This window comes from Lysobacter enzymogenes (genome assembly GCF_900106525.1).
GTDB lineage: Bacteria > Pseudomonadota > Gammaproteobacteria > Xanthomonadales > Xanthomonadaceae > Lysobacter > Lysobacter enzymogenes.
The window spans coordinates 165,464-181,820 of record NZ_FNOG01000004.1 but is presented as its reverse complement, the minus strand read 5'-3'; the positions used below and the strand labels follow the sequence as shown (position 1 = coordinate 181,820).

Below are 16,357 nucleotides of genomic sequence, written 5' to 3'. Positions count from 1 at the left end.
TCAGTTGAACGCCGGGAACACGCCGCGCAAGGCGATGCAGAAGTTCATCGCCAGATACGGCTGGCGGTTCTCGTGCGGCTGGCCGCCGCCGGCCGGCTGCAGCACGGTCGGCGCGAACGGCGCGTTGGCCGCGGTGCCGGCGACGAAGGCGCTCATGCTCGGCGAACCCAGCGAGTTGCCGGTCGAGGGCGAGGCCGCCTTCTTGCTGTCGGTGGGCTGGTTGTAGACGTTCAGCGAGTGGCTGTGCGCCGGCATCTCCAGGGTGCTCAGGGTGACCGCATTGACGCCGTAGGGCTCGCCGATGGCGTGCCGGGTCAGCCCCGGCCCCTGGCCCTGCTGGGTGGCGGCGCGATTGATGAAGTTGGGCAACTGGAACGTGGTCTGCCCGTTGCCGCCGTACTGGGTGCCCAGCAGCGAGAACAGCGCGGTGTTCTGCTGGATCGGCATGGTCACGCCGTTGCACACGGCCCAGTCGCGGGGCGCGAAGTTGAAACCGAAAATCTGGATTTGGCCGATGAAGGGTTCGGTCATGGGTATGTCCTCGATCTGCGGCCCGTCGCAGCGTGGTCGCCGGCGCGGGCCTGGGTGCGAATGGGTCAGCTTTGCGACGGGAACACGCCGTATTGCGCGATGCAGTACTGCACGGTCAGCGTCGGCATCTGGTTCTCGTGCGGCTGGGTGCTGCCGACCGAGCTCACCGAGCGGGCATCGGCGGCGAACGCCGTCGCGCCGCTGGTGTCGGTGACGTAGAGCACGTCGCCGTTGAGCGCGCCCAGCTCCAGCGTCGGCGCCGGCGTCTTGGCGGTAGCGGTCAACGTGGTCGCGACCAGAGTGTGGGTGTGCTGCGGCAATTGCAGGCCGTTCAAGGTGACCGATTCGGTGCCGGCGCGCTGGCCGAGCAGGTAATTGCTCAGGCCCGGCCCCTGACCTTGGTGGACCGGCACCCGGCCCTGCAGGTCGGGTACGCCGAAGGTGGTGACGCCGTCGCCGCCGTAGGTCGTGCCCAGCAGCATGAACAACGCTTCGTTCTCGGCGATCGAGACCAACTGGCCGTTGCAGGTAAACCAGCCTTGCGGCACGCGGCCGAAGCCGAACAGGCGGATCTCGCCCAGGTATGGCTGACTCATGAGAGATGCTCCAGAAAAGTAATGAAACGCACAGGAGGGGCCGCGATGCGGCCGGACGCTCGTTCGCGAGTCAGTTGCGCGAGGGGTAGACGCCGCTCAGGGCGATGCAGAAGTTGATCGCCAGATACGGCTGCACATTGGCGTGCGGCTGGGTGTTGCCGGACATGCCGATGGTGGCCGGGCTCAGCGGCACCTGGGCCCCGCCGGTGGTGGAGTACATCTCTTTGGTCGTGGTGCCGAAGTACATCCCGGTCGGGTTGCGGTTGTCGGCGGCGGTCGAGTTGCCGCCGAAGATATGGTTGTGGCTGGGCATCTGCGTCGACAGCAGGGTCACGTTCTCGACGCCGCCGGTTTCGCCCTGGTTGTAGGGCGTCGGGTTCCAGCCCGGATCGACCGAACTGCCGGCCCCCACCGGCGTGCGACTGCGCAGGTCGGGCAGGGCGAAGTTGGTGGTGCCGTTGCCGCCGTACTGGGTGCCCAGCAACGAGAACAGCGCCTGGTTCTGCGCGATCGGAAGGAGCTGCCCGTTGCAAAAGGCGAAATACTTCGGCGCGAACTGAAAGCCGAAGGTGGTGATCTGCCCCAAGAATACTTCTGTCATCTCTTCCCCCAGAGGTGTAACCGGGCGCCGTGCGCGCACCGGGACTGCGTGCCCGGAGCCTCGGCCGCACGCCCCGTCCGCGCACGGCGGGCGGGCCGGTCCGGCCAGGTTCGGGCATGGCGCATCAGCGCCATGACCTCGATTAACGAGAAGCGGGGCCGGATGCGGCCGCTTTTGCGTTCGATTTGCGTATCAGGTCAATGAAAGGGGTGTGCCAGGGGTCAATGGCACACGCGACCAGCTTCGCTCACGGGCACAACCCTGGCGGATTCGCGCACGAGGCGCGCCGGCCGGGGGTCAGGGGATAACAACATGCAACAGCAGTCGGCGCGGTTTGCGGGCGTTTCGCACGTCTCGCGCAGGGGACATTCGGCCGGAGCCAGCACCTGGCGACGCGGGTTGGCAGCGATTCTGATCGTCCTGGCCGGGCTGTGGTCGGCCGCGGCGGTGGCCGCGCCATCGATCCGGTGCCCGGTCATGACCCTGGCGGTCGCCAACGGCGGCACCGCGATCCTCGATGCCGACGCCTGCGACGGCGGCCCGCCGCCGATCGGCTTCGGCATCGGCACGTTGATCGCTCCGCCGGCGCACGGCAACGTGACGGTCAACCAGAGCACCGACAAGGTCACCTACACCCATAACGGCGACTCGGCCCTCACCGACACCTTCACCTTCGGCGACGGCGTCGGCGGCGTGGTCACGGTCAACGTCACCATCTCGCCGGCGGTCAGCCCGATCACGGTCAGTCCGGCGACGATCACGCCGACCCTCGGGGTGCCCTACAGCCAGGCGCTCAGCGCCACCGGCGGCGTCGCGCCCTATACCTATGTGCAGAACGTCGGCACCCTGCCGACCGGGCTGACCTTCAGCCCCGCGACCGCGACGTTCTCCGGCACGGTCCGCCAGCGCGGCAACTTCCCGGTCCAGGTCTCGATCACCGACTCGACCTCGCCGACGCCGTTGACCACGGTCAAGTCGTACACCATCGCGATCCCCAACGATCCGCACGACTTCACCCCGGCGGCGCTGCCGACCCTGTACCGCACCGGCAGCTACAACATCGCCCTGACCGGCAGCGGCGGCTACGGGCCGTACAACTACGCGATCGAAACCGGCGCATTGCCGGCCGGCCTGAGCCTGAGCGGCGGCGCGATCGTCGGTACGCCGACCGTGTCGGGCGCCTATAGCGTCACCATCAAGTCCACCGACTCCAGCCTGCCCGGCCCGGGCGTGCCGGCGGTCGCGTTCCGCACCCGCACCTACACCGGCACCGTGCTCGAGCCGCCGACGATCGTGGTCAATCCGGCCACCATCCCCGGCGCCACCGTCGGCGTCGCCTACAACCAGACCTTCACCGGCAGCGGCGGCACCGCGCCGTACACCTTCTCCATTTCCGCCGGCGCGCTGCCGGCCGGGCTGACCCTCAACACCACCACCGGCGCGCTGACCGGCACGCCGACCGCGGCCGGTACCTTCAACTTCACCGTGCGCGCGACCGACGCGACCAACTTCCCCGGCACCCGCGCCTACACCCTGACGGTGGCGCCGCCGGTGATCGTGATCGCGCCGCCCACCTTGCCCAACGGCACCGTCGCGGCCGCGTACAACCAGACCATCACCGCGTCCGGCGGCATCGGCCCGTACACCTACGCGGTCACCGCCGGCGCGCTGCCGGCCGGCGTGAGCTTGAACGCCAGCAGCGGCGTCCTGGCCGGCACCCCGACCGCGGGCGGCACCTTCAACTTCACCGTCACCGCGACCGGCACCAGCACTGGCGCCGGCGCGCCGCACACCGGTTCGCGCGCCTATGCCTTGGTGATCGCGCCGCCGACGGTGAACCTGCCGGCGACCACGCTGGCCAACGCCACCCAGGGCGTGGCCTACAGCGCCACGCTCAATCCCGCCAGCGGCGGCACCTCGCCGTACACCTATGCGATCACCGCCGGCGCCTTGCCGGCGGGGGTGACGCTCAACGCCGCCAGCGGCGCGCTGAGCGGTACGCCGACCGCCTCGGGCACGTTCAACTTCGCCGTTACCGCCACCGACTCCAGCACCGGCAGCGGTCCGTACAGCTCGGCGCCGCGCGGTTACGCGCTGCAGGTCATCAACATCCCGCCGGTGGCCAATGCGGTCTCGGCGACGGTGGCCTACAACAGCGGCGCCAATCCGATCACGCTCAACATCACCGGCGGCATTCCGGCGTCGGTCGCGATCGGCACCGCGCCCTTGCACGGCACCGCGATCGCCACGGGCCTGACGGTGACCTACCAGCCCACCGCGGGCTACGCCGGCCCCGACAGCTTCACCTACACCGCCACCAACACCGCCGGCACCTCGGCGCCGGCGACGGTGACGATCACGGTCGGCAACCCGACCATCACCGTGACCGCGTCGGGTCCGCTGACCGCCCAGATCGGTGCGGCCTACACCCAGACCTTCACCTGGAACGGCGGCGCCCAGCCCTTCACCGGCTACGCCGTCACCGGCCTGCCGGCGGGCCTGAGCATCACCGGCCAGAGCGCCAACAGCGTGACCGTGTCCGGCACGCCGAGCGCGGCCGGGTCGTTCACGCTCAACGCCAGCGCCACCGACGCGAGCACCGGCAACGGTCCGTTCACCGTCGGCCAGGCCTTCACCCTGTCGGTGTCGGCGCCGACCCTGACCCTGACCCCGGCCGCGGGCACGTTGTCGGCGACCTACGGCACGGCTTACAGCCAGACCTACGTCGCCGGCGGCGGCACCGCGCCGTACAACTACACGGTCAGCGCCGGCGCGCTGCCGGCCGGGCTGAGCCTGGACGCCGTCACCGGCGTGCTGTCGGGCACGCCGACGGTCACCGGCTTGTTCACCTTCTCGGTGCGCGCACGCGACAGCTCCACCGGCGCCGGCGCGCCGTTCGCGCGCACCCAGAACTACGTGCTGCAAGTCGCCGCGCCGAGCATCGTGGTGGCGCCGCCGACCCTGCCGGGCGCACAGGTCGGCGCCGCCTACACCGCCAGCGTCAGCGCCAGCGGCGGCATCGCGCCGTACACCTTCGCGATCCCGGCCGGCAGCGCGCCGCCGGGCCTGAGCATGGCCAGCGACGGCACCCTCAGCGGCACGCCGACGGCGGGCGGCAGCTTCAATTTCATGGTGATCGCCACCGACGCGCACGGCCAGACCGGCAACCGTGCCTACATCTTCACCGTCAGCGCCGCGACCGTGTCCGTGGCGCCGGCCACGCTGCCCAACGGCGGGATCGCCCAGGCCTACAGCCAGACGATCACCGCCAGCGGCGGCACCCCGGGCTACAGCTTCGCGATCACCGCCGGCAGCCTGCCGGCCGGGCTGAGCCTGAGCGCCGGCGGCGTCGTCAGCGGCACGCCGACCGCGGGCGGCACCTTCAACTTCACCGTCACCGCGACCGATTCGAGCACCGGCAGCGGCCCGTACACCGGCTCGCGCGCCTATACGCTGACCATCGCCGCCTCGACCATCGTGCTGCCGCCGACCACGCTGGCGCATGCCACGGTGGCCTCGGCCTATAGCGCCAGCCTCAATCCGGCCAGCGGCGGCACTTCGCCGTACCGCTACGCGATCTCCTCCGGCAGCCTGCCGGCGGGCATCACGCTGAGCACGGCCGGCGCGCTGAGCGGCACCGCCAACGCGCCGGGCACGTTCAACTTCAGCGTCGTGGCGACCGACTCCAGCACCGGCAGCGGCCCGTACAGCTCGGCGCCGCAGAGCTACGCGCTGGTGGTCGACGACATCAAGCCGGTGGCCAATCCGGTCAGCGTCACCGTCGCCTACGGCAGCGGCGCCAATCCGGTGACGCTCAACATCACCGGCGGCATCCCGGCCTCGGTCGCGGTCGCCGCCGCGCCGGCGCACGGCACCGCCGTCGCCAGCGGCACCTCGATCACTTACCAGCCTGCCGCCGGCTACTCCGGCCCGGATACCTTCACCTACACCGCGACCAACGTCGCCGGCACTTCGACGCCGGCGGTGGTGACGGTGAACGTGACCGACCCAAGCATCACCATCGCCACCTCCGGCCCGCTGACCGGGCAGGTCGGTACCGCCTACACCCAGACCTTCACCTGGTCGGGCGGCACCGCGCCGTACACCAACTACAACGTCAGCAGCCTGCCGCCGGGCGTGAGCGTCACCGCCACCGGCAACGACAGCGTGACCATCTCGGGCACGCCGACCGCCGCCGGCACCTTCAACCTGACCGCCAGCGCGCGCGATTCCAGCACCGGCAACGGGCCGTTCACCGTCGGCCAGCTGTTCCCGCTGACCATCGGCGCGCCGACCCTGTCGATGACCCCGGCCGCCGGCAACCTGCCGATGAACTACGGCGTCGCCACCAGCATCAACTTCGCCGCGGCCGGCGGCACCGCGCCGTACAGCTTCAGCCTCGCCGCCGGCTCGCTGCCGGTGGGCGTGACCCTGAGTTCGGCCGGCGTGCTGGCGGGCACGCCGACGGTGCCGGGCAACTACAACATCACCGTGCGCGCGCTCGATTCGAGCACCGGCGCCGGCGCGCCGTTCCGGATCGACCAGAGCTACACCATCGTGGTCGCCGTGCCGAGCATCGCGATCGATCCGCCGTCGTTGCCCAACGGCACCGCCGCGGTCGCCTACAGCGCGAACTTCAGCGCCACCGGCGGCGTCGCGCCGTACACGTTCTCGGTCCTGGCCGGCGCCTTGCCGATCGGCGTGAGCCTGAACACGGCCGGCGCGGTGTCGGGCATCCCGCGCAGCGACGGCAATTTCAGCGTGACCATCCGCGCCAGCGACAGCAACGGCCAGACCGCGTCGAAGATCTACACCTTCGCCATCGCCCCGGCGACCGTGGTCATCACGCCGGCGACCCTGCCCGGCGGCGTGGTCGGCACCGCCTACAACCAGAGCCTGAGCAGCAGCGGCGGCATCGCGCCGTACACCTACGCGATCGCCTCGGGCAACCTGCCGGTCGGTCTGGCCCTCAGCTCGGCCGGCGCGATCAGCGGCACCCCGACCACCGCCGGCAGCTACACCGCCAACATCCGCTCCACCGACGACGCCGGCTACAACACCACGGTGCCGTACACCATCGTCGTCGCCGACGCGGTGCCGGTGGCGGTCAACGACAGCGCCAGCACGATGTCGAACCAGCCGGTCACCATCAACGTGATCGCCAACGACACCGGCATCATCACCGCGGTCGCGGTGGCCTCGGCGCCGACCCACGGCACCGCCACCGCCAGCGGCACCAACGTGGTCTACACCCCGGCCAGCAACTACTTCGGCACCGATACCTTCACCTACACCGCGAGCGGCCCGGGCGGCACCTCCGCGCCGGCCACGGTGACGGTGACGGTCAACGCGCTGCCGGTGCCGGTGGGCCAGCCGCAGAACGTGACCACGCTGTCGACCCAGGCGGTCACCATCGACGCCGCCAACGGCGCCAGCGGCGCGCCGTTCACCGGCGTGACCCTGCTGACGCCGCCGAGCTCGGGCACCGCGGTGGTGCAGGGCACCACGCAGATCCTGTACACGCCCGCGGCCGACACCGCCGGCGCGATCGCGCTGACCTACACCCTCAACAACCCGTTCGGCCCGTCGGCGCCGATCACCTCGACCATCACCGTCAACCCGGTGCCGGTGGCCACGCCCAAGCGCGTGCGCACCGTCGCCGGCGCCACGGTCACGGTCGACCTGACCCAGGACGCGCGCGGCGGCCCGTTCACCGGCGCGGCCCTGGTCTCGCTGACCCCGGCCACCTCGGGCACGGCCACGGTCAGCGCCGCCAACGGCAGCTACAAGCTCAGCTACACCCCGGTGATCGGTTACTCCGGCGTGGCGGTGGCGACCTTCACCCTGAGCAATGCGTATGCGACCTCGGCGCCGGCGACGGTGGAGATCGACGTGGCGCCGCGCAGCGATCCGTCCAAGGACGCCGAGGTGCTGGGCATCCTCAACGCCCAGGCCGAGGCCGCGCGCCGCTTCGCCAGCGCCCAGATCGGCAACTTCCAAAAGCGCATGGAAGGCCTGCACGACGGCGGCACCGGCGGTTCGCGCTTCGACAACGGCCTGAGCTTCTCGGTCGACCCGCGTTGCCGCGACGGCGCGAGCCGCACCCCGGGCAGCGATTGCCGCAACCCGGACCTCGCCGACGAGCAGGCCGCGGCCGAAGGCAAGCCGCGAGTGGAAGGCACCGGCCCGCAGTACGGCTTGTGGACCGGCGGCACCATCGAAAGCGGCAACCGCGACGGCCGCGGCGGCGGTTCGGGCGGGCTGGACTTCAAGACCAGCGGCATCAGCCTGGGCGCCGACTACCGCGTGCGCCGCGACTTCGCCTTCGGCGGCGGCATCGGCTACGGCCGCGACGACACCGACGTGGGCACCCGCGGCAGCCGCAGCAAGGGCGAGAGCTACAGCGCGGTGCTGTACGCCAGCTACCATCCGGGCGAGAGCTTCTACCTGGACGGCTTGCTCGGTTACCAGTGGCTGTCGTTCGATTCGCGCCGCTACGTCACCGACACCGGCGGCATGGTCAACGGCCGTCGCGACGGCAACCAGTGGTTCGCTTCGGTGTCCACCGGCCTTGAGTACCAGCGCGAGCAAGTGCGGATCACCCCGTACGCGCGCCTGGACGTGGCCCGCGCCACCCTCGACGGCTACACCGAGAGCGGCGACGCGCAGTACGTGCTGAAGTACCGCGACCAGGACGTCGACACCACCACCACCAGCCTGGGCCTGCGTCTGGATTGGCGTTACCCGGTGCGCTGGGGCACGTTCTCGCCGCAGGTGCGGCTGGAATACCAGCACGACTTCCAGGATGCGAGCTACGCGATCATGAGCTACGCCGACATGGTCGGCGGCCCGTTCTACCGCGCCCGCCTGCAGGGCCTGGACCGCAACCGCTTCGTGTTCGGCCTGGGCGCGGTGCTGCAGACCGAGCGCGACTGGGCGCTGCGACTGGAGTACCGCGGCCTGTTCGGCAGCGGCAACGACGACGACAACAGCTTCATGATCAACGTCGAAAAGAAGTACTGATCGAAGCGGGATGCAAGCAGCGGCGGGCGCCTTCGGGCGCCCGCCGTTTTTTGCGCGCGGTTCGGCCATGCTGTGGGAGGGGCTTCGCGGTGGGAGCGGCTTCGCGGTGGGAGGGCTTCGCTGTGGGAGGGGCTTCAGCCCCGACGCTTTCTTCTCAGATCGCCGATAACTCCCTGCTTGCCCGAGAGAAAAGCCTCGGGGCTCAAGCCCCTCCCACAAAAGCCGAGCGATGTGAGGTCGTTGCCTTCGCTGTTGTGGGAGGGGATTGCCGGAATCCTCATCGCGACCGGACCGAAGGGCATCGGGGCTGAAGCCCCTCCCACAAAAAAAAGCCGGCCCGGGCGGCGCACTCGCTCGCGCCGCGCGGCGGCAGCGGAAGTGCCAAGATGGGCGCAGTCCCCCAGCGATTCCGCCGCGATGTCCGACTCCGCCACGCCCGCTTTCGCCAGCGCCGCCAAAGACCGCCTCGGCGAGGCCTCGCTCGAACTGTTGCCGCTGCCGTTGCCGGCCGAACAGCTCGCCGCGCTGCAGGCCGCCTACGCCGCGCCGCCGCGCGCGTACCACAACATCGGCCACGTCGCCGAAGTGCTGCGCCATTACGCGGACGTCGCCGCCGGACCGGGCTGGGAGCGGCCGCGCGAGGTCGCGCTGGCGGTGCTTTATCACGACGCGATCTACCAGGCCGGGCGCCGCGACAACGAAGCGCGCTCGGCCCAACTCGCGCGCGAGCACATCGCGCGCTGGCTGCCGGATGCGGGCATCGATGCGGAGTTCGTCGCCGAACTGATCGAACTGACCGCGCGCCACGGCGCCATCGCCCGCGACGACGTCGGCGAGCAGGTGCGGCTGTTCCTGGACGGCGACATGGCCATCCTCGGCACCGAACCGGCGGTGTTCGACGCCTACGACCGCGGCATCGCCTCCGAATACCGCGGCCACGTGCCCGGCCCGTTGTTCCGGCTCAACCGGCGGCGCTTCCTCAAGGCCCTGCTCAAGCGCGAGCGGATCTTCCTCAGCGATTTCTTCCATCAGCGCTACGACGCCGCAGCGCGCAACAACCTGCGGCGCGCGGTGACCACCAAGCGCTGAGCGCTCTTGTGGGAGGGGCTTGAGCCTCGAGGCTCTCGGCTCAGATGGCCGGAATGCTCATCGCGACCGGACCGGAAAGCGTCGGGGCTGAAGCCCCTCCCACAAAAGCCGAGCAACGCGTGGACGTTGCCTTCGCTCTTGTGGGAGGGGCTTGAGCCCCGACGCTCTTGGCTCAGGTTGCCGGAATCCTCATCGCGACCGGACCGGAAAGCATCGGGGCTGAAGCCCCTCCCACAAAAGCCGAGCAACGCGTGGACGTTGCCTTCGCTCTTGTGGGAGGGGCTTGAGCCCCGACGCTCTCGGCTCAGGTTGCCGGAATCTCCATCGCAACCGGACCGGAAAACTTCGGGGCTGAAGCCCCTCCCACAAAAAACGGCGGCCGCTGTGCGCGGCCGCCGTGGCGGTGGAGGGGAACGGCGGCCCGGGCCGCCGCTGTCGTCGAATGTGCGGCGCGTTCGCGCCGCGGTACCGCTGGATCAGTCGCGATAGGAACAGGCGCCTCCGAATCGCCATTGCGGTGGAAACAAGACGGCAAGCCGCGCCGTCGCGGTGGTCGAGCGCGGCGCTTGCGCCGCTGTGACGGGAACTGAGGGCGGCAGTGCCGCCGCGATGGGGGAGGGGAGCGCCGCGGCGGCGCCTGGTGCGTCGTGCCGCGGCGTTGTGGATTCGCAAGCGACGGCGCCGCAGCGCCGCCGCCGTCGAGCTCAAGCCGACAATCGTCCCAGCGAACTGCCCAGCACCCGCTGCAGCTTGCGCGCCGCGCCGCTGATGGCCGCGCGCATGGTCGCCGCGTCCTCGGTCGCCGCCACCGGCGGGCGGCCTTCCACCCGCGCCTCGATCGTGCAGTGCTTGTCGTGGCCGCCGGCCTTCTCGCCGTTGAGGTCGCGCAGATGCACTTCGACGCGGGTGATGTGGCTGCTGAAACGTCCCAGGTTCTGGTCGATCACGCCTTCCACGTGCTGGCCCAGCGATTCGTCGCCGCGGACATGGTGGTCGGTGTTGAGCTGGATCTTCATGCAAACGCCTCCTTGTGGCGCAGATGTCGGGTCGACGCGCGGGCCCTTGCCCGGCGTCTGCGCGGTCCGCCGCTGTTCGGTCGGCTTGTCGGCCACGCACAAGTTCCGACCGGCGCCTGCGTGGAAGGTTCTCGTTGCGTTCAGCTTCGGCCCAGCCGGGCCATGTCAGGGTGTGGGATCACTCGCGGGGCGGGGCGGTACAATGGCGGCATGGTCGTCAACATCGCCGCTTACCATTTCGCCGTCATCGACGACCCGCCCACGCTGGCCGCGCGCTTGCGCGAGCGCGCCGAAGCCCTGCAACTGCGCGGCACCGCGCTGGTCGCGCCGGAAGGCATCAACCTGTTCCTGGCCGGCGCCGCGCCGGCCATCGACGCCTTGCTCGACGAATTGCGCACCGATCCGCGCCTGGCCGGGCTCACCGCCAAGTACAGCCACAGCCGCGTTCAGCCCTTCGCCCGGCTCAAGGTCAAGCTGAAGCGCGAGATCATCGCGTTCCGCCGCGACGGCGGCTCGCCGCTGCACGGCCGCGCACCCAGTGTGACGCCCGACACATTGGCGCGCTGGCTCGACCAGGGCCACGACGACGCCGGCCAGCGCGTGGTGCTGCTGGATACGCGCAACCGCGAAGAGATCGGCTACGGCAGTTTCGAAAACGCGCTGACCCTGCCGATCGACAACTTCACCGAACTGCCCGAAGCGCTCGCCCCGCACCGCGAGGAACTGCGCGACGCCACCGTGGTGAGCTTCTGCACCGGCGGCATCCGCTGCGAAAAAGCCGCGCTTTGGCTGCGCGCGGACGGCATGGACAACCTGCTCCAGCTCGATGGCGGGATCCTGGGTTACTTCGAACGCGTCGGCGCGCGCCACTACGACGGCGGCTGCTTCGTGTTCGACGAGCGCGTCGCGCTCGACCCGCAGCTGCGGCCTTTGCATGACGCTGCCGCCTGATTGGCTTTTTTTGCCATTCATTACAAATCGTTAACCCGGGCAAACGCGGCCTGCGGTTAGGCTGCGCGTTCGCGATGGACCGGCCCCGCGCCGTCCCCCGCCATCGCCATGGACGCCGCCGCGGCGCAGCCGCCGCCGGCCTTATTCGTTACGAGGATTCCCGATGAACCGACGCCTGTTCCCCGCTGTGTGCCTGCTCGCGAGCGCCGCCCTGGCGATGGCCGCGTGCAGCCAGAGCGCGCCGGTCAACACCGCTGCCCCGCAGGAAACCACCGCTGCCGCGCCGGCGCCGCCCAAGGCCGTGCCGGATCCGGACGCCGAGCCGGTCTCGCGCGCCTCGCCGCCGATGCTGACCCCGGTCGCGCTGGGCACCTTCGAGCCCGGCAATCCGGTGGCCCAGGCGACCACCGGCAAGCTCACCATCGACGATCTGGAGATGAAGGGCGAGAACGGTTCGCTGTACAAGACCGAGCGGGTCGCGATCGTGCGCGGCGGCGACCAGTACAGCGCCGGGCAGACGTATGGCGCGACCATGCAGGTCGAGGCCAGCCAGGCGGTCGAGCTGCGCCGCGTGATCGAGCAGACCCCGCCCAAGCAAACCCCGGCCAATTCGTTCTGCGGCGCCCAGCCGACCGGCTTCATCGCCCTGGCCAAGATCAGCGAAGGCAGCGGCGATGTGATCAAGCTGATCGCGCTGCAGGGCAGCGACCTGCCGGCCGCCAGCGCGCAAGGCGTGGGCCTGTGCGCGTCGATGTTCTACATGGGCAAGGCGTTGCCGGAGAAGGCGACGTCGTAAGCGCTGCGGCGCTTGGCGCGCTGATCGACGGCGTCGCCGTCAGCGCTGTTGTCGCGGCGAAACCTGCACGTTCGTCATTGGAGCCTGCACGTTCGTCATTGAAACCTGCACGTTCGTCATTCCGGCGAAAGCCGGAATCCATTTTGATCTTGGCTGTGCCTTCGCTCGACCGTCGGCGGCCGAAGCGACAGCGAAATGGATTCCGGCTTTCGCCGGAATGACGATGTTGGAGCCGATGACAGGGATGAAGGCAAGCGCGCTGAAGACCGCGCTTCGACGCTTCACTCCACCGCGCCGTCCAACACCGCCCGCGCCGCCGCCTCGCCCGCGATCAAACCGCTGGCGAAGCACGCGGTCAGCAGATAGCCGCCGGTCGGCGCCTCCCAGTCCAGCATTTCGCCGGCGAAGAACAACGGCGGCGCCGATGCGCCGGCGTGCAGCGAAGCGTCCGACGTCTTGGCGGGTAGCGAAGCGTCTGGCGCCTTGGCACGCAACGAATCGTCCAGCGCCTCCAGCCGCACGCCGCCGGCGCTGCTGATCGCTTCGGCGATCGGCCGCGCGCGCAGCAGCCGCAGCGGCAGGCGCTTGATCGTGCGCGCCACCGTGGCGGCGTCGTTCAAACCGTCCTTGCCCAGTGCTTCGAACACCAGCGCGGCCTTGACCGCGTCCAGCCCGGTCTGCCGGCGCAGGTGCTCGCCGACGCTGCGGCCGCCGCGCGGGCGGGCGAAGTCGCGCTGCAGGCGTTCGAGTTCGCGGCCCGGCGCGAGGTCCAGGTGCAGCAACGCTTCGCCATCCGCGGCGATGGCCTCGCGCAGCCGCGCCGACAGCGCATAGATCAGGCTGCCCTCGATGCCGGTCGCGGTGGCCACGCATTCGCCCTGCAGCGAGCGCTCGACATCGCCTTCGCGCCAGTGCGCGACCACCGGCTTGAGCGGCGCGCCGGCGTGGCGCTGGGCGAAGTGCTCGCTCCAGCCGATGTCGAAGCCGCAGTTGGACGGTTGCAGCGCGGCGATGTCGAGGCCGCGTTCGCGCAGCCATTCGACCCAGGCGCCGTCGGAACCCAGCTCCGGCCAACTGCCGCCGCCGAGCGCGAACACGCAGGCGCGCGCGCGGGTGCGGACCTCGCCCTCGGGCGTGGCGAAGCGCAGCGTGCCGTCGGCGTCGATCCCGATGCAGCGGTGCTGGACGTGGAAACGCACGCCATCCTCGCGCAGCCGCCGCACCCAGCCGCGCAGCAGCGGCGCGGCCTTGCGGTCCAGCGGGAACACCCGGCCGGAGCTGCCGACATAGGTCTCCACGCCGAAGCCGCGCGCCCATTCGCGCAGCGCGTCGGCGTCGAAGCGGTCGAGCCAGCGCGCGATCTGCGCGGCGCGTTCGCCGTAGCGCGCGTCGAACGCCGGCCGCGCTTCGCCGTGGGTGAGGTTGAGCCCGCCCTTGCCGGCGATCAGGAACTTGCGCCCGACCGAGCCCTTGGCCTCGAACAGATCGACCTGCACGCCGAGCGCGCGCGCGGCCTGCGCGGCCATCAGCCCGGCGGGGCCGCCGCCGACGATGGCCAGGGCGGGGAGGGTTTCGGGCAGGGACAGGGCGGAGTGGGGCGCGGACATGGGGCGAAGGCGGGCGGCGAAGGGCGGGCGAGCGGGCGCGCATTATGCCCGCTGCGCCGTCGCGGCCGGGTGCGGCGCGTCCGGGCCGGGCGACGGCGGCCGCCGCAGGCATGGCCGCCGGCTCTGGCGCCGCCTCGCCGCTTGCGCCACAGTCCTGAGCTTTCAGAATCGCCAGGACTACCGATGCGAGCCAACGACTGGAAGGCGCAAGGCGCCGGACTGCTGATCAGCCTGAGCGCCGCCGGCGCGTGCGCGCAGGCGCCCGCCGCCGCGCCGACGGCCGCGCCGCCGCTGCCGGAGCAGTTGCAGGATTTCGACGCCTACGTCGAAGCGGTGCGCAAACAGTTCGAGGTGCCGGGCATCGCCGTGGCCATCGTCCAGGACGGCCGCATCGTGCTCGAGCGCGGCTACGGCCTGCGCGAGATCGGCAAGCCCGAGCCGGTCGACGCCCACACCTTGTTCGCGATCGCCTCCAACACCAAGGCCTTCACCGCCGCCTCGCTGTCGATGCTGGCCGACCAGGGCAAGCTGAGCCTGGACGACCGGGTGATCGACCACCTGCCGTGGTTCCGCATGGCCGACGCCTACGTGACCCAGGAGATGCGCCTGCGCGACCTGCTCGCCCATCGCAGCGGCCTGGGCCTGGGCGCGGGCGACCTGCTGTACTGGCCGGGCACCGACTACAGCAACGAAGAAGTGGCCCGGCGCCTGGCCCACGTGCCGCTATCCGGCGGCTTCCGCGGCCAGTACGCCTACGACAACATCCTCTACGGCGTGGCCCAACTGGTGGTGGAGAAGGCCAGCGGGCAGAGCTACAGCGACTTCCTCGCCCAGCGCATCTTCAAGCCGCTGGGCATGGACGAGACCCGCTACAACGCCGATGCCCTGCGCGCCGGCGACAAGGTCGCCAGCGGCCACGCCAAGGCCGATTTCAAGGACCTGCAGGTCGCCCCGCGCATGACCTGGTCGAACGTGGCCGGCGCCGGCGGGCTGTATTCGTCGGTGCACGACATGAGCAAGTGGATGCGGGTGCAGCTCGACGGCGGCGTGTACGCGCGCGACGGCGAGAAGGAGCAGCGCTTGTTCAGCGCCAAGCGCCAGCGCGAGATGTGGTCGGTGGTGACGCCGATGCCGATCGCCGAGCCGGCGGTGCCGGAGCTGGCGCCGGCCAAGCCCAATTTCGCCGGTTATGGCGAGGGCTGGCAGCTCACCGATTACCGCGGCGAGAAGTTGGTCTGGCATACCGGCGGCTGGCCGGGCATGGTCTCGCGGGTGACCCTGGTGCCGGCGCGCAAGCTCGGCGTGGTGGTGCTGACCAATGCCGAACTCGGCGGCGCGTTTCAGGCGGTGACGATGCGCGCGCTCGACGCGTTCCTGGCCGCGCCCAAGACCGATTGGAACGCCGCCTATGCCGCGGCGCTGGCCAAGAACCGCGGCAAGGCCGACGACGACTGGGCCAAGCACCTCAAGGCGCGCGACGCCAAGTCCAAGCCTTCGCTGCCGCTGTCGGGCTACGCCGGCACTTACCGCGACCCGTGGTACGGCGATGTGGTCGTCGAACAGACCGGCGCCAAGCTGCGGGTGCGCTTCGGCCGGACCAAGGATCTGACCGGCGAGCTCAGCCATTGGCAGCACGACACTTTCATCGTGCGCTGGGACCAGCGCTGGCTCAACGCCGACGCCTTCCTCAACTTCGCCCTGACCCCGGACGGCAAGGTGCGCGAGCTGCGCATGGAGGCGATTTCGCCGCTGACCGATTTCAGCTTCGACTTCCAGGACCTGCGGCTGACGCCGGTGGCCAAGGGCGAGGCCGACGGCGCCGTCAAGGCGCATTGAACGCCGCGTGCGATCGCGGGGTAGGGGGAGCGGGCGCTGCCGGCGTTACTAGCTGAGACTGGCTTCCAGTCTCAGCGCCGGCATTTCTCCAGGTGACGGCGCCATGCTCGTGGCGACGCGGTACCGTGACCGCTAAGCCACTTCCGGCCCCGCACCGCGGCGCTACGCGGTGCGGGGCCACCTTCGCGGGGTCGCGCGCGGCCGTCGCTTGCGGTTTCAGGGGCTTGTGGGTTGTGTCGCGATGAAGCCCTGGATCCCCGCCTTCGCGGGGATGACGGTAGGTAGGGGCGCGCATCTCGGGAGGTTTCATT

13 protein-coding genes and 1 pseudogene are annotated in these 16,357 nt (G+C 70.5%); 8 read left to right on the top strand and 6 right to left on the bottom strand.

Features of this window, described 5'->3' with window-relative positions; all coding sequences use genetic code 11:
• The 3 genes from BLU84_RS11685 to BLU84_RS11675 form a co-directional block, all read right to left on the bottom strand.
• The gene (locus BLU84_RS11685) at positions 1-531 is read right to left on the bottom strand and encodes a phage tail protein (RefSeq protein WP_074866998.1); all 531 of its coding nucleotides are present in this window, start codon (positions 529-531) and stop codon (positions 1-3) included.
• Positions 532-596: 65 nt separating this feature from the next.
• Complete coding sequence (locus BLU84_RS11680) at positions 597-1,127, bottom strand: phage tail protein (protein ID WP_074866997.1); 531 nt, start codon at positions 1,125-1,127, stop codon at positions 597-599.
• Between the two features lie 70 nt (positions 1,128-1,197).
• Positions 1,198-1,728 carry a phage tail protein gene (locus BLU84_RS11675; protein ID WP_074866995.1) on the bottom strand — a complete coding sequence of 177 codons (531 nt, stop codon included), beginning with the start codon at positions 1,726-1,728 and terminating at the stop codon, positions 1,198-1,200.
• A gap of 399 nt (positions 1,729-2,127) precedes the next feature.
• Here BLU84_RS11675 and BLU84_RS11670 point away from each other — a divergent pair, with 399 nt between their 5' ends.
• The 5 genes and pseudogenes from BLU84_RS11670 (at position 2,128) to BLU84_RS28590 (ending at position 10,127) form a co-directional block, all read left to right on the top strand.
• Positions 2,128-8,751 carry a putative Ig domain-containing protein gene (locus tag BLU84_RS11670; protein ID WP_074866993.1) on the top strand — a complete coding sequence of 2,208 codons (6,624 nt, stop codon included), beginning with the start codon at positions 2,128-2,130 and terminating at the stop codon, positions 8,749-8,751.
• An 89-nt stretch (positions 8,752-8,840) separates the two neighbouring features.
• Positions 8,841-9,062: a DUF6053 domain-containing protein gene (locus tag BLU84_RS28595; RefSeq protein ID WP_425479363.1), complete on the top strand. Its 222-nt coding sequence runs from the start codon at positions 8,841-8,843 to the stop codon at positions 9,060-9,062.
• 106 nt (positions 9,063-9,168) lie between these two features.
• Positions 9,169-9,840 carry an HD domain-containing protein gene (locus BLU84_RS11665; protein ID WP_233431123.1) on the top strand — a complete coding sequence of 224 codons (672 nt, stop codon included), beginning with the start codon at positions 9,169-9,171 and terminating at the stop codon, positions 9,838-9,840.
• Positions 9,841-9,878: 38 nt separating this feature from the next.
• Positions 9,879-9,995, top strand: a pseudogene (locus tag BLU84_RS29020) (hypothetical protein); the annotation flags it as partial.
• Between the two features lie 12 nt (positions 9,996-10,007).
• The gene (locus tag BLU84_RS28590; protein ID WP_425479362.1) at positions 10,008-10,127 is read left to right on the top strand and encodes a hypothetical protein; all 120 of its coding nucleotides are present in this window, start codon (positions 10,008-10,010) and stop codon (positions 10,125-10,127) included.
• Positions 10,128-10,544: 417 nt separating this feature from the next.
• On the opposite strand, the gene BLU84_RS11660 is transcribed toward BLU84_RS28590, so the two are convergent.
• Positions 10,545-10,856, bottom strand: coding sequence for an HPF/RaiA family ribosome-associated protein (locus tag BLU84_RS11660; protein ID WP_074866991.1), 312 nt, complete (start codon positions 10,854-10,856; stop codon positions 10,545-10,547).
• A 210-nt stretch (positions 10,857-11,066) separates the two neighbouring features.
• Here BLU84_RS11660 and BLU84_RS11655 point away from each other — a divergent pair, with 210 nt between their 5' ends.
• Together BLU84_RS11655 and BLU84_RS11650 are read left to right on the top strand one after the other, a co-directional pair.
• Positions 11,067-11,807 (top strand): sulfurtransferase, encoded by a 741-nt coding sequence (locus BLU84_RS11655; RefSeq protein ID WP_074866987.1) that lies wholly within the window; start codon positions 11,067-11,069, stop codon positions 11,805-11,807.
• Positions 11,808-11,970: 163 nt separating this feature from the next.
• A complete protein-coding gene (locus BLU84_RS11650) occupies positions 11,971-12,603 on the top strand; it encodes a hypothetical protein (protein ID WP_074866985.1) in 633 nt (210 codons plus the stop codon).
• A gap of 39 nt (positions 12,604-12,642) precedes the next feature.
• On the opposite strand, the gene BLU84_RS26405 is transcribed toward BLU84_RS11650, so the two are convergent.
• Complete coding sequence (locus tag BLU84_RS26405) at positions 12,643-12,888, bottom strand: hypothetical protein (protein WP_139174939.1); 246 nt, start codon at positions 12,886-12,888, stop codon at positions 12,643-12,645.
• The gene (locus tag BLU84_RS11645) at positions 12,885-14,210 is read right to left on the bottom strand and encodes a TIGR03862 family flavoprotein (protein WP_074866982.1); all 1,326 of its coding nucleotides are present in this window, start codon (positions 14,208-14,210) and stop codon (positions 12,885-12,887) included. The genes BLU84_RS26405 and BLU84_RS11645 overlap by 4 nt, the downstream gene beginning before the upstream one ends.
• Positions 14,211-14,393: 183 nt before the next feature.
• Here BLU84_RS11645 and BLU84_RS11640 point away from each other — a divergent pair, with 183 nt between their 5' ends.
• Positions 14,394-16,046 (top strand): serine hydrolase, encoded by a 1,653-nt coding sequence (locus BLU84_RS11640; protein ID WP_074866981.1) that lies wholly within the window; start codon positions 14,394-14,396, stop codon positions 16,044-16,046.
• Positions 16,047-16,357 lie beyond the last annotated feature (311 nt).